We start from the raw sequence: 14,304 nt of genomic DNA on the forward strand, positions 1-14,304 counted from the left end.
ATTTTCAGACTTTCGAGTAATGCGGTATAAGTTTTGCTGTAATGTGCCGATGGGGATCACCATACTGCCCCCCATTTTCAGTTGCTTAACTAATGTGACAGGAAGAGTGGCAGGCGCCGCCGTCACGATAATACGGTCAAAAGGCGCTTCATCTTGCCAATCGCTTAAACCGTCCCCCTGCTTGCTAACTATATTGTGGTAGTTTAAGCGTTTAAAGTTATCTTGTGCGCGTGCCGCTAATTCAGGCACTATCTCTATGGTATAAATTTTATCGGCTATTTCTGCCAGCACTGCTGTTTGGTAGCCGCAACCGGTGCCTACTTCCAACACTTTATGGTGAGGCTGTAGCTGAAGCTGCTCTGTCATTAACGCAACAATATAGGGCTGAGAGATGGTTTGCTGATAACCAATCGGCAGAGGGAAATCACCATAGGCATCACTTAAAAGTGTATCAGCAATAAAGAGGTGGCGCGGAACCGTGTGCATCGCGCGCAGTACCGCCTCGGTTTTAATTCCCCGCGTTTCAATTTGCTGGCTTACCATTAATTCTCGTTGTTTTGCATAATCCATATTATCTCACCCATCTACGAGATACATATCATATTGCTGCCTGGCTTTAATAATGTACAGCCAACCATACAGTCTCAACATCTGGATCGCTCCAGGTTACTTTATGTTTTCTAAAAGGGACTATTTCAAAGTAATCCCCCGCTTTTAAAGTGACCGAAGACTCGTCCTCAAATGCGATTGTTGCACCGCCTTTTAAGACCATCACCCATTCACTGCTGGCTTGCTCATACCAACCTGATTCCGGTAAACTATGCCCTTTTGATATAATCCGCTCAATTTTCACATTTTCACTTTCCACAATATTGTCATACTGCTCTGTACTTAAATCTTTGGGTATTGCTGCAAATATATTGCTCATTTTCTGGTTATCCATAACGGTTCTCCATTTTATTTATATTTATATTTATATTCAAACATTTGATCATTGCTATTAAGAGTAGCAGTCGATACGGGATAGATCACGATCCTAAAATCTTAAGCGGCAGCGCCAACAATTGATCCCCTGAGTGTGCAAAATAAAAAATAATGGCAATTAATCCTGCGACAGTCAGTAGATACCAAACAGTTGAAAATAGTTGACCATATTTGTCAAGGGGTAATAGATGACTTTGGTGACGAGTACGCCATTCTAATACTATTTCTAACGTACCAATCAACAATAAAAACCCTAACAATGCCAAGCCTAAACTGTAACTGACAAAAATCCCTAACATCGCCCCCGCTATACAGGAAATCAGGCCGGCTTTACTGTTCATGGAAAAACTGATGCTTTTTAAAATATGTCCGCCATCAAGGGGCAGAATTGGGAGAAGGTTGAACAGATTTAATAGCGCGTTAAAAACAGCCAATCCCGCTAAAAATTGACTACCAGTGAACCAATAACCGAGCAAGCAGGCAATGGATAAGAGCAGACCAAAGGTTGGCCCCATAATAGAGATAACCACATCCTGCCAACGTGTATTGATCTTTTGATCTGTAACGGCAAGTCCACCTACAAAAGGGATCAGGTATATCCCTTTGGTTTTCATTGAAAAGTGTTTCATTGCCCGGATATGCCCATATTCATGGAAGACCAAACAAGCGATTAATGATAACGCAAATTGGAAAGAGAAAAACCAGCTGTAAGCCGCTAAACTCGCGCCAGCCAGTACCACTTTTATGATTTTGGCACTTTTGAGGAATTTAAATCCCAGAGAGAGCAACCCTAACATGCTGAATTTTTTTTCAACCTTTGCCGATTGCCTCGGAACTTGTTGTTCAATATCTTTGCTGTTTCTTTGCCCCTCTGCCACTATGTTGTCATCAACAAATAATTGATAGTTAATTTTAAAAGGCTGCCAGGTTAAATCAATTGCCAAACGACATTTAATAATGTGCGCAGGCGAAACGTCAACCTCTAGAGAGGCACCTTCTGGCGGCTCAATTTGCTGGTTAAGTTCAAAGCTGTGAATAGACTTAGTCTCACGGTTTTCCGTCGCGCTTAATTGCGAAACAATATTGCCTCCCCAATATAACTGTTGCCAGCCAGCCTGCGATCCATCTAACCTTAATGTCTGTCCAAAATGTTCAAGTTGCAGTAGTTCCACGTTACCAGTTCCGATTAAAAAATATAGTCAGAGTATGCCTTTAATAAATAATAAGGAGAAGCACAGTTTCTTCAATGCCGAATTATCGGTATGCTTATGCTGCAAAATAAATTCAATTTTCTTCTATTTATAAATGAATTTACGACGACATAATTTTTTAACTGGCAATCTAAGGAAATATAAGTATGAGCTATCAAACGGTATTTATTACTGGCGCAACCAGAGGTCTAGGTCGAGCACTCGTTATAGATCTATGCAGTAAAGGCTATCAAGTTTTTGCAAGCGGACGTGATGAAATTCAGCTGCAACAACTTATAGAGCAAACAGGTTGCTTGGGGGTTAGTTGCGATCTCAGCCAAGCTGAAGCTGTAGTGCCGCTGTTTCAAAAAGCACAGCAAGCGCTGGGGCATATTGATGTACTTATCAATAATGCCGGTATGAATTCACGCAAATGCGAACTTGCTGAGACGACATTGGAAGAGTTTGAACAGCAATATGCAGTCAATTTGCGTGCACCTTATCTACTTTGCCGGGAAGCGATGCAGGAGATGCTGCCTAAAAAGCATGGCTATATTATTAATATTGTCAGTACGGTTGCTAAACGCAGTAATCCGGCTATGAGTATTTATACAGCGATGAAACAGGGCTTTGCCGGTTTAAATAACGTTCTGATGAAAGAAGCGCAGCCCCATGGTATCAAGGTAACCGCTATTTACCCTGGCGGAATGAATACTGCATTTCGCGATCAAGCGCGTCCGCAATACATGCAGCCAGAAAGTGTGGCAACGATGGTGAGTCAATTACTCAGTAACCCAGAAGATGTCGTGGTACATGAATTGACTTGCCGCCCTATGGTTGAGTTAGAATAGTAGAAAGAAATTAATAGGCTAATAAGGTTACTCGCGCCAGAGTAACCAAATATGAGATTAACGGCTGTAAAAATTATTATTGAGAAATATCGCCCGGAATTTCACACATTCAGGTACCCAGTGTAAATTTTGGTAGCGCCTTTATTTGCCTTAAAACGGCTAACTTTCTCTCCACACGTTGCCGTCAAAACAACCTGAATGTGATCGCTATTACAGATGTATCCACTTGTATGCTATAACATTACTTTCTAATTAACGTTGATTTTTATTTAAACAAGCTAAAGGCATCGCGATGCTTCATTTCAAACAAACATGAGGCATCCTAACAAAAATAATGAAAAATATGACAGCAGCTGCGGAGATTGAGTTTAATGAAATTATTATGGCGCTAAGGCATGCCTATAATAATCCCTCGCTTGAAAGCCAAATTCAACATCTTGCGGTAACGGCCACCGTCTCAAATAGATTTCTGATCAAAATGGAAATAATGAATCTTTCTCGAGAGGTCGAGCGGGTGATCGATCTTCGGACTTTATTCAAAGAGGGGTGTGAAAAATTTATTTATAACGGGATTTCTCATTTTCTTGATCATATCTCTAAAAATGAATTTAAAAATGAAATAAACAGATATGGCGGTAACTACACGCTGGGTGTCTACAAGCATATAATGCAAAAGGCCAAGACGAGACTTAAATTAAATCCACATGCTTTAGTCATTCCCCCGCCAAAAACCGAAGAGATCTATTTAACCCAATTTTTCCAGCGCAAAGATGAAAGATTGTATTTTGTAAAAAAAGTAAGTGTTTTCTATAATAGCCCTGAAAAAATGAGCAAAACTGTCTTCGAAAATTTTGCGATAGAAGGGTTAACAACAGATATCTCTTCAACAGGACTGTCAATCAAAATAGCGAAACAAGATGTTCGTCGAACAGATGGCCTGATTCATGTCTGGATGCATGGTATTGAAGGTGAATTTAAGTTCTCTGAGCGCGTTATTATTAGCTATGAAATTAAAAAAACATTTGAAAAAAATGGCCATATCTATTTCAACCTTGATTACCACAGCAAGCAGTGTTCAACAGTGGCCAAAGAGTTCATTGCCTTTTCAGAAAACTATCTGGAAGCACAGAAAAAACGCAATAACATTCCGGTTGAAAACACCATAAATGCAATAAAAGTAAAAGCTTCTGAACAGTTCATTATTGAAACGTTAAAATCGCTGCCGGTTTTTCTTCTGCAGCAAAATAACGTTTGGCTACCGGGCGCGCAATTTAAAACCAAACACAACACAAATATAGGCTTAATAGCCAATGTTAACGACAATAAAGACTTCTTGCGTTCTCTGTGCATGTTGCCATCTATTCAATCGAAAATTGCTTCAGGAGCGCGTTTTTTTGATTATCTGTTTATCATGCAGATTAAAGATAAAAATAATAAAACCTATTATGTTGCCCTGCCCTATAAAAAAGTTATTGATAACGCAGCCATCAAAAAAGTCGCAATAACCCGTCATCAAAAACAAAAACTTAAGCTTTACCGGATTGATGGCAGCCAAACATCACCTGAAACGCAATGCCATGTCCCAAGCTCACTTCCCTCTTATGTTGGCGAAGCCTTTGAAAGTATGAATCAGCAACCTGCGGAAGAGCTAAAATCATTTTCCAACGAGCTACAAAGAATGGTTGTGATCAGTGATTTTTCTGATTCCATCGACTCCCTTAAACTGCTAACGGGCGATTGCGTTGAACAAGAAAACAGGGTGAACCTCTCTCAATATATACTGAAAAAACCGCTAAAAGAGGTTGAACTATGCGATGCGCTGGCCGAGACAAATGATTTCAGAATGGAAGATCGGTTTATATGCACGATGGATCTGCAGATCCAAAAGAAAGAAGATAAAAGCAGTGAATTTATCCCCTGCAGCACTATTGATATATCCACCCGAGGATTAAAAATAACACTATCAAAAATAATGAATTTAAATGTCAGGGATAAGGTCTTAGTGCGCCTTGGAGAGCTTTCTGGCGATGGAGTGAATAGCGCATGCGAGCAAGCATATAAAGTCGTTGGACAGGATAGCCCTCTGGTGTGGCGATTAGTTATTTGTGGCAATGCTGCAGCTCACCAAGGTCGTAAAATGGTCCGAGAATATATATATAAAAATCTAAACAATATGCAACCAGTGGGATATGAAAATGAAATTTATGGTCTTTCTCGTGTATTACGAAATATATTTACAAATAACATCCATCTCCCGCATGGAATAATCGCCAGAGAAGGCACAGCCAAATATATAAAAAATATTGCAATATCTGAAAACTCCATCATCCCGGTTGTCAACGATAAGAGCCGCAATGAGTTGCTTGCTCTTATGGAAACAGAGCCATTTAGAATGGCAATCACAGATAAAATGGAGTTGATAAATAAAGAAAATCCTTGTCAGATAGTTTATTTGATTGTTATGTCACGAACGCGCAGCAACGGAGATAACTACTTCTTTATAAAACCGCTAACAGAATCACAAAAAGGGGAGGAATTGATACAATTTATGCAGCATTTAAAGTGTATCGGCGATCCCCGACTATTAAGAATAAATATCAGTAAAAAGGGGCTGGTATTTAATAAGTATTTTCGTGATGAAATGACCTATTTGGAAGCCTTTGCAGCCCCAAAAGTAAAAAGTATTGAGTCCGCTTTGTTGCATACAATCGGTGTGTTTGAGATGGCAGATGTAACCGAGCTGATAGTCTAAGCCTTAGAGGCATAAATTAACTGAAAAAAAACACTATTCTGATCTCCAAGCTGAATTCTGATAAAGCATGTTGAGCTATTATGAAACCAAGCTTATGTTTAAATTTTGAGGATAACCGAACCATTGCATACTAATTTAATCACCCCTGAAGGTTTTAAAAAATTACAAACAGAATTAGATTATCTGTGGCGAGAGTATCGTCCCGAAATAACCCGGAAAGTCGCTTGGGCGGCAAGCCTTGGCGACCGTTCTGATAATGCAGATTATAAAGAAAATAAAAGGCTTTTACGGCAAATAGACTCGCGTATCCGATTTTTAGGAAAACGCATTGAGCAAGTGACAATTGTCACCCCCTCCCCACAACAATCAGGTAAAGTATTCTTTGGCGCTTGGGTAACAATTGAAAATGAACAGAGTGAAATAAAACGTTTTAAAATTGTTGGTCCGGATGAAATTTACCAGCGCGGCAGTCTGGTTCAACGCAAAGATTATATCTCCATTGACAGCCCGCTGGCACGCGCACTGCTTAAACAAGAAGTCGATGACGAGGCGCTGGTGAAAACCCCCCGTGGTTTAGTTCGCTGGTATATCAACAAGATTGAATACGATTATTAAGCTCAGACGGCAGATAAAAAAGAGCGTTGACTAAGTAGCACCCTGCTCGCCAGTTAAAGCTTAAATTGTTCAACCAATTTTTTTAACTTCATGCTGGCATCGGAAAGTGTATCTGAGATATTTGAAGACTCGTGGCTTGAATCGAGCAACTCAGAAACAATGACTCGGATTGCCACCATATTTCGGTTGATCTCTTCTGTGACACTGCTTTGCTCAGTCGCCGCGGTGGCAATATGACTGCTCATATCATTGATAACGTCTATAGCGTTGGTTACTGATGCTAGATTTTTGCTTATTTTACTTGACGATGCGACCGCCTCACTACTGCTATCCTGACTAGATTTCATTGAAGTAACCGTTTGCGAAACCAGCTGATGCAGTTTATCTAACATCTCTTTGATCTCTAACGTACTCTCTTGTGTTCTGCTGGCGAGGCTTCTAACCTCATCTGCAACCACAGCAAATCCTCGTCCTTGCTCACCTGCACGCGCCGCCTCAATCGCCGCATTTAATGCGAGCAAATTTGTTTGCTCGGCAATTGCTCCTATCACTTGCAGCACACCATCTATTTTTTGAGATTGTTCGTGCAATGAGCTCATATGCTTGCCCGCTTCTTCTACTTCTTTGGCCAAGGTATTAATAGAGAGAGCTGAAACATTTACAATTTCCTGAGCTTTTTGAGAATCGATAGCTGCCGCCTGTGTCGCATCTGCCACACTGGTGGCATTTTGCGCCACTTCATGCGCAGTTGCGCTCATTTCGGTTGCTGCCGTTACAACCTGCTCGGTTTCATTATTATGTGTATCTAACTGCTCCTCCACATGCAAAGTCTGGCGTTTAATGCTTTGTGATGCATTTGTTACTTGCTCGGTTGCTTCTGAAACTTCATTAATAATAGTATGAAGTTTTGTTGAAAATCGGTTAAATGCTTGCCCTAATTGTGATATCTCATCTTTCCCCTGTATCGCTAACCGTTTTGTTAAATCGCCTTCACCATCGGCAATATCATTAAGGGTTGCTACCATCACATTGATCGGTTGCGCGATTTTTTGCGCAATAAAAATCATAATAGCAATGGTGATGAGCGCGAGTATAATTGCACTTAATGCGGCGGAACTAAACTGAGCGTTCCTCTGCAGCCATGCCTTTTCACTATATTGCTGTGTTGATTTTTCGATATCATCAATATAAACCCCGGTACCGAGAGACCACTCGCTCCCCTGAATAGGCGCTGCATAACTCAATTTCGGTTGAGGCGTGGGTGAACCCGGTTTTGCATAAATATATTCAAAAAAACCACCTCCAGCTCTACCCGCCTTAATAACCTCCTGAATAATCATTACCCCATTGGGATCTTTTAATGAAAACAAGTTTTTACCATGATTTTGTGGCGCAGCCGCATTTAAAATCATGATCCCTTGTTGGTCATAGATAAATAAATATCCTGAATTATTATCAGCAAAACGGATAGGGGTTAACATTTTTCTGACATTTTCTAATGCTCGCCCCTTATCACTAATGGTTGCAAGCGTATGCTCGACTGCCCCTTTGGCGATAAGAACAGCATCTTTTAATTGTTTTTTTCGCTCAGAAGTAAGCAGTTTTCGGTAATCTGCAATATCCTGCTTAACTGTCTCTGTCTGCTGGATATATATAATGGACATTGCTACACCTAATACAATCACCATAGGCAAAATTGCAGTTAATAAAAATTTATTTCTCATTTTTAAATTAATCATAGTGACTTCCCTACCACTCATTAAAAATCATTATTAATAAGTATAGCCATTTTCAAGACGATAAATAACAACTTTGAGTCAAACTCGACAGCAATTACAGCGCAAAGGCTAGAATGAGATATCAGACATTAAAACAGTGCAAAGTGGACGAAAAACCAAGCCGAGAATCGACCTTAATCTTATAAATCATGCATTTGGGGGATTGTGCTTATTACATTTAACTCACTTAGAAAAGATATTATCGAAGAAAAATTTCTTTTCTAAGCGAACCTCTGCTAAGTTAGCAATAATCTATTATTTGGCAGCTTAACAGCCCCAGGGGAACAACTTTGGCAATTGAAGAAAACGAGATGGTTAATCTATTAACCAGTTTAGAGTGCCGCACCAACTTCACAGTGAAGAAAATCACAGAGTATATGCTCCCTAAACTTAAAGAAGCATTTTACCTGCATATAGAAAACAATACGCCGCATATTATTATCCGCCCTGTCTTTGAAGTGTTTGCAGCAGAGTTGGCGGGACTCGAAGGCGTGCGTAAACGGGAGACCTATTTTCACAGTGCTGAAATGACACGCTTCCCTAAAAGAGTGCACAAAGGGATCAATGAAATTCACTATGGTATCTCTTTTAAATTTGATAATACCAAAGCGGTGAAACTCTTTATTAAAAAATTAATAACAATCATAAGCGGCGCTTAAACACTCACTGCACTTGCAATAAAACAGCGCCTATCCCTTTTCATCAAAGAAGATAGGCTTGTTGAATTTAAACTTACTGGTTGAAAAAATCAGATATTACCGTCAAAAATTCGCTACTGATACTGTTCCAATATCGCCAAGTATGGCCTCCAGGCGCAGTCTTATAAGTGAAATCTATTCCGCCTTTTTTTAACAATTTAACCAGGCCTTGATTACTGACAAAACTGGTATGATCGTCACTGCCGCAATAGAGATAAAGCGCGGGCGTCATGGTAAATTTTTCCGGGTTAAAATCAGGATAATTACTCATATTAAAATAGCCGCTAAGCGGAACGGATAATCCAAAAATATCCTGATGTCGATGTGCTAAATAAAATGCGCCAAATCCGCCCATTGATAGTCCGGAAATAGCGGTGGATGCTTTCCCCGGTTTTATGCGATATTGCGCTTTTACATAGGGGATCAATTCCTCCATAATATGGATTTCCCGTTTACCGACATACTGGCTTTTTTCGCCAGAGGGCATAACGATAATAAACGGCTCAATGACCCCTTTGTCGGCAAGATTATCCATAAAATTTTGAATTTTCCCATCGCGAATCCATTGTTGTTGATCATTACCATAACCATGCAGCAGTACCAAAAGCGGGTAAATTTTTTGGCTGTCCGCCGAATAACCAGCAGGCAGATAGACAGCATAAGGGCTATTTGCACCGAGCACTTTACTGTCAAAATCACTATTGATAACTGCGCCATGAGCAATATTCGGATTGACGGTTAGTTCTGCAACCTCTTTGCCTAAAACAATCAATGAGTTAAGTCCTTCATAACCATCATCCGTTGTTTTCGGGTTGCTGTGGTCATAACGCCACTTGCCATCGACAACGAATTTATACTGCCAGGCGCCAGGCTGCAGATAAAGAGTTAAAGACCAGTCCCCCTGTTCTTGTTTTTTCATTTTAAAAACATCCGCTTGCCAATCACTCATCTCACCGGCAAGGTAAACGGCTTTAGCATCGGACGCTTGTAATGAAAAAGTGTGGGCAATACTCCCCTCACTTGGCAAGAGCATAGGATTTTTTTCTTTAACTTTTGTTTGGACACTAACAGTCTCGCCATTTGCCAATATAGTGCCATTCACTTTGGTTGTACCTGAACACTCGTTACTGCCATCACTCCAGTTCCAGTCATAACTCCCTGTTACTTGCTTCCCCTCTATGCGGGCGATAGCTTTAGAATAGGTGACTTCACCGCCATTAATATACCAAGGATCTGCAATCCAGTTGATATCAGCGCCATTAATCGTCCCCGTAGTCCCATCACTATTTTCTAATTGGCAGTGATCCTGAGTAACAGTAAAAACCATCTTTTCCTGCTTTCCTGAGCCGCCACATTGAGAATCATCCGTATCCGCTATTAAATCCCAGGTACCTGCAACTTGCAGACAGGCAGATGCCGGTGAATCGGCTTCTATCGTGCTTTTGCAGCCAGTCATAGCCAGTAGTAATATGGCGCTCACACCTATACGCCCTGTTAAGCTTTTTGTTTGATTATGCATATTCCACCATTACTGTTATTTTTTTAATAAAAACGATGATAAAGCATTAACCTGTTGTTTTTGGTGACCTTTGTTTGATTTATATAGTTTGTTTTTTACCGAAGAGAGGATAACTTGCATCATGTAATCGAAGGTGTCTAATGGACCTGAACAATAAGAATGAAATGTTTAATAAAGAGCGGTTAGATAACAGACGTTAATTAAAAGGTTTAACTTTTATTCTGCCTGTTTTGCAAAGCGTTCTTTGCAAACTTAACTGCAAGGTAACTGTTAATGAAATACTGCTCATCACAAAAATTGCAATAAGGATCACCAACTGGTATTTAATAGCCAAGATAGGCGTTACGCCAGCGAGTATCTGCCCTGTCATCATCCCCGGAAGCGTGACCAGTCCGGTCGTCGCCATTGACGCTAAAATGGGGGCTTGCGCTTTTTTCAGTGCCACAATAACAAAAGGGTTGGCTGCCTGAAATGGGGTTGCGCCCAGTGCAATAGCAGCTTCATATTCGCTTCTGCGCTGCGCAAATGCCTCAAATAGATTTTGCAGTGCAACGATATTGCTGCTTAATGAGTTGCCCAATAACATGCCCGCCAGCGGAATCACATACTGCGCGCTGTATAGGGGATCAGGGCGAATAACGACATAACAAAGCAATAACATCAGGGGCAACAAACCCAGACTTAAGCCGCATGCAACGGGCATGAAAATAGCTTTCTTAGGCAAATTAGCTTTTCCGACAATCGCACTGCTGCCGATAAGTACCATCAGGATGATCCAGCCGATATTAACAAACAGGTTATTGAGCGAAAAAACATACTGCAGATATAAACCAACTAAAATCAGTTGTATCGCCATACGTGAAACCGCAATCAACACCTCTTTAGCCATTGCCAACTGGTAATAACGGTTAATTAACAGCGGCACAAAAAGCACCATTGAAAATAGCGCTAGTTGTGTCCAACTAATATATAAACTGCTTTGCATAAAACGGCTCGCTTATTGCTGATCTTATTACCAATAAGGTTAAGATTCAATTTGCTTGCGAAAAAACCGCACCATCTCATCGCGTGTATTGCGATGTTGAAGATGATAAATATTCATCGGAAAGAGCAGCTCAATCACACCGGTATCAAACATACGTTTCACTTCATACTCGTCGTGCGCTACATCTTTTTGATACATATAGTTGAGCCAGGTCTGATTGGTATGAATAATAAATTCAACACGCATCCCCCCTAAGCGGGCGAAAAACTTCATCATTGCGGTTTTATCACTAGAGCCGGTTGCGCGGCCACGATACTTAGTATGCTCAACTAAAGTATCCGAGATATCTTCAAGCACCATCAATGAATCTGCTTTAGAGGCGCTGCGGGTGAGGTGTTGCTGAAAAGCTTTTACATCACTGACCGAATCAAGCACAGCCATCAATCCCAATTCATCATCAACAGCAACGGCCGGGTTTTTCTCATTTTTTCTTAACAGTTTTAAAACTTTCGCTTCCGGCGGTTTCTTTCTGATAGAAACATAGATTGGGATATTTTTTTTGCCGACGCTAAAACTACGGCGCTTAATTAGGGTTAATTTTTCCCCTGTCCCCTGCGTAACTAAATTAGCCTCTTCAGGTGTTAACAGGGCAACATTGGTACAACAATAATCTTCACTGCGATGCGTTGAGTAAAGGTAAATAGAGTCTAACTCGCCGATTTTAAGATTCGGACTCCACACATAACCATTTAAAAAAGAGAGAAAGTCAGAAAATTTATTTTCAATATTCGTTTCTCGTTCGCGCTGGTCAATGCTGCCTGCCAAGGTCATTAAAATCAGCTTTCGACGTGCTTCAAATCGGGCTTTTTTATGATAATCACCGTTAAACATAATAAGCAAAAGTTCAACCGGATTATTGGTGACCTCTATTTCATTGGTGGCTTCAATATGTGATGCATAGGGAGCGAGAATTTTACCTTTAATTGAATTAACCACCGCATCGGCGCTGCGCGCATACTCATTAACACGATTTTTTATCTCCTTAAGCGTGCCATCAATGCCAAACATATTACCGAGCAAGCACAGCGCACGCTCACTGCGCTTTTGATGGAGGGACGTGTCAGTAATCAAAGATTGAATCTGCTCTAGAGAGTCAACGCCTAAAAACTCAAAGAGTTGACTGCGCAGCGCCCTATATTTAGTAATGTTGTTGGCATCCTGCTGTAATACTTTTACCCATTGCCGCGTTGCTGTGGAAAAACGTCCAGCAATAAAGGGATCATCCGTAACGGCTAAAGGACCTTCTTGTTGAAGAGAAGTAAAAACACTATTTGAAGAAAGAACCGACATAGATCCACCTGAAAGCTAAGAGATAGTGCGCAACGCATGTTACGTGCCCTAAAATATACACTAATAAATTATGTAACTAGTAATAAAATGTTATTTATCACTGAAATGAAAGGCCAGTGGTATGCTTAGAATAATGAACCAATAGGTTAAATCGTAAATATTTTTTTTGCCATGATAAGTCAATAATATTCTGCTATTATTTGCCTCCAAAACTATTTCATTACAGACATGATCTGTTAAATCTGGCTTTATATATAGGATATTGTTTATGAGTCTTGCCGATAAAGTGTTAGCTGTTAATAACGATTTACCCATTCGTACGGACCAACCCGTCCACAGCGGAAAAGTACGCTCTGTTTACTGGTTAACGGAAGCTGATAGCAAGCGTTTAATCCGTGAGAAGGGTTATGATGTTGCCAGCGATGCGCCACTTGCCATTATGGTTATCAGTGATCGCATCTCTGCGTTTGATTGTATCTGGCATGGCGAAGGAGGAATGAACGGAGTGCCTGGTAAAGGGGCTGCATTAAATGCAATATCTAACCACTGGTTCAAATTATTTAAAGAGCAAGGACTCGCAGACAGCCATATCCTTGATATTCCACACCCCTTTGTATGGATTGTGCAAAAAGCGAAACCTGTGATGATTGAAGCGATCTGCCGTCAATATATAACCGGCTCTATGTGGCGGGCTTATGAGAAAGGCGAACGCGAATTCTGCGGCATTCAAATTGCTGAAGGTTTGCAAAAAGATCAAAAACTACCTGAATTATTAATTACCCCTTCGACAAAAGGTATTCTTGAGGGGATTCCCGGCGTAGCAGCTGTTGATGATGTGAATATAACCCGTCAAAACATAGAAGATAATTTTGCGGCGTTTAACTTTAGCAAAGCAGATGATATCGATTACTATGAAAAATTATTAAAAGAGGGGTTTGATGTTATCAGCAATGAGCTGGCCAAAATCGGACAAATATTTGTTGATACCAAATTTGAGTTTGGCTACGTTAATGATAAAGCGGGTAATGAAAAACTTATCTATATGGATGAAGTCGGCACCCCCGACTCTTCCCGTATTTGGGATGGCGCTGCCTACCAAAAGGGGAAGATTGTTGAGAACTCTAAAGAAGATTTCCGCCAACTGTTATTAAATCATTTCCCCGATCCGGATATTCTTTTAAATAAGGGTCGCATGGTCGAGCGCAGTGCGTTAGCACGTGATAATGCCCTACCCGTTTCTGTATTGATGAAAATTTCTGAAACATATATCGGCATTGCAGAAAAAGTTATCGGCGCTAAGATAAAACTATCTGATAATCCAAAAGCGGAAATAGTTGCAATATTGCGTAAAGATTACGGGCTAATTGATTAGATAATTGTCTATTTACTAATGGTTATAGCAGGATTTATTTCCTGCTTTTTTTAACCTGAATATCAAGGAACGGCGATGAATAGTTGGGCACTTTTTTTATTGATAGCGGCTATCTTAGGCATTGTTGTGGGTAATATCATGCTTTTGAAACACAGTGCGAATATGAAGCTACCCGAAGAGGTGAAACAAGCAATTGCAAAAAGAAAAGCG

At 40.5% G+C, this 14,304-nt stretch carries 13 protein-coding genes; 6 read left to right on the plus strand and 7 right to left on the minus strand.

Annotated elements, in window-relative coordinates; all coding sequences use genetic code 11:
• From ACJAT7_RS14350 to ACJAT7_RS14360, 3 genes are all read right to left on the minus strand, one after another.
• Positions 1-570 (minus strand): protein-L-isoaspartate(D-aspartate) O-methyltransferase (locus tag ACJAT7_RS14350; RefSeq protein ID WP_415227487.1); only part of this gene is annotated, 570 nt, incomplete at its 3' end.
• Positions 571-616: 46 nt separating this feature from the next.
• Positions 617-943: a cupin domain-containing protein gene (locus ACJAT7_RS14355; RefSeq protein ID WP_415227488.1), complete on the minus strand. Its 327-nt coding sequence runs from the start codon at positions 941-943 to the stop codon at positions 617-619.
• An 85-nt stretch (positions 944-1,028) separates the two neighbouring features.
• Complete coding sequence (locus ACJAT7_RS14360; RefSeq protein WP_415227489.1) at positions 1,029-2,156, minus strand: site-2 protease family protein; 1,128 nt, start codon at positions 2,154-2,156, stop codon at positions 1,029-1,031.
• Between the two features lie 185 nt (positions 2,157-2,341).
• Between ACJAT7_RS14360 and ACJAT7_RS14365 the strand changes: the two genes are divergently transcribed.
• The 3 genes from ACJAT7_RS14365 (at position 2,342) to greB (ending at position 6,392) form a co-directional block, all read left to right on the plus strand.
• Positions 2,342-3,025, plus strand: coding sequence for an SDR family oxidoreductase (locus ACJAT7_RS14365; RefSeq protein ID WP_415227490.1), 684 nt, complete (start codon positions 2,342-2,344; stop codon positions 3,023-3,025).
• Between the two features lie 343 nt (positions 3,026-3,368).
• Entirely contained in the window at positions 3,369-5,777 is a 2,409-nt protein-coding gene (locus ACJAT7_RS14370; RefSeq protein ID WP_415227491.1) for a hypothetical protein, read from the plus strand.
• Positions 5,778-5,900: 123 nt separating this feature from the next.
• A complete protein-coding gene (gene greB, locus ACJAT7_RS14375; protein WP_415227492.1) occupies positions 5,901-6,392 on the plus strand; it encodes a transcription elongation factor GreB in 492 nt (163 codons plus the stop codon).
• A 53-nt stretch (positions 6,393-6,445) separates the two neighbouring features.
• Here greB and ACJAT7_RS14380 read toward each other — a convergent pair whose 3' ends face one another.
• Positions 6,446-8,131: a methyl-accepting chemotaxis protein gene (locus ACJAT7_RS14380; RefSeq protein WP_415227493.1), complete on the minus strand. Its 1,686-nt coding sequence runs from the start codon at positions 8,129-8,131 to the stop codon at positions 6,446-6,448.
• A 329-nt stretch (positions 8,132-8,460) separates the two neighbouring features.
• Between ACJAT7_RS14380 and ACJAT7_RS14385 the strand changes: the two genes are divergently transcribed.
• Positions 8,461-8,829, plus strand: coding sequence for a hypothetical protein (locus tag ACJAT7_RS14385; RefSeq protein ID WP_415227494.1), 369 nt, complete (start codon positions 8,461-8,463; stop codon positions 8,827-8,829).
• A 73-nt stretch (positions 8,830-8,902) separates the two neighbouring features.
• Here ACJAT7_RS14385 and ACJAT7_RS14390 read toward each other — a convergent pair whose 3' ends face one another.
• The 3 genes from ACJAT7_RS14390 to ACJAT7_RS14400 all read right to left on the minus strand — a co-directional run bounded on the left by ACJAT7_RS14390 (position 8,903) and on the right by ACJAT7_RS14400 (position 12,722).
• Positions 8,903-10,387 carry an alpha/beta hydrolase-fold protein gene (locus ACJAT7_RS14390; RefSeq protein WP_415227495.1) on the minus strand — a complete coding sequence of 495 codons (1,485 nt, stop codon included), beginning with the start codon at positions 10,385-10,387 and terminating at the stop codon, positions 8,903-8,905.
• 196 nt (positions 10,388-10,583) lie between these two features.
• Complete coding sequence (locus ACJAT7_RS14395) at positions 10,584-11,372, minus strand: ABC transporter permease (protein ID WP_415227496.1); 789 nt, start codon at positions 11,370-11,372, stop codon at positions 10,584-10,586.
• A gap of 39 nt (positions 11,373-11,411) precedes the next feature.
• Entirely contained in the window at positions 11,412-12,722 is a 1,311-nt protein-coding gene (locus ACJAT7_RS14400; protein ID WP_415227497.1) for a hypothetical protein, read from the minus strand.
• Positions 12,723-12,990: 268 nt separating this feature from the next.
• Here ACJAT7_RS14400 and ACJAT7_RS14405 point away from each other — a divergent pair, with 268 nt between their 5' ends.
• Positions 12,991-14,094, plus strand: a complete 1,104-nt coding sequence (locus tag ACJAT7_RS14405) for a phosphoribosylaminoimidazolesuccinocarboxamide synthase (RefSeq protein WP_415227498.1) — start codon at positions 12,991-12,993, stop codon at positions 14,092-14,094.
• A gap of 75 nt (positions 14,095-14,169) precedes the next feature.
• Positions 14,170-14,304: DUF2897 family protein (locus tag ACJAT7_RS14410; protein ID WP_415227499.1), on the plus strand; the 135-nt coding region annotated here is incomplete at its 3' end.

It is taken from the genome of Psychromonas sp., from assembly GCF_047632995.1.
Taxonomy (GTDB): Bacteria; Pseudomonadota; Gammaproteobacteria; order Enterobacterales; family Psychromonadaceae; genus Psychromonas.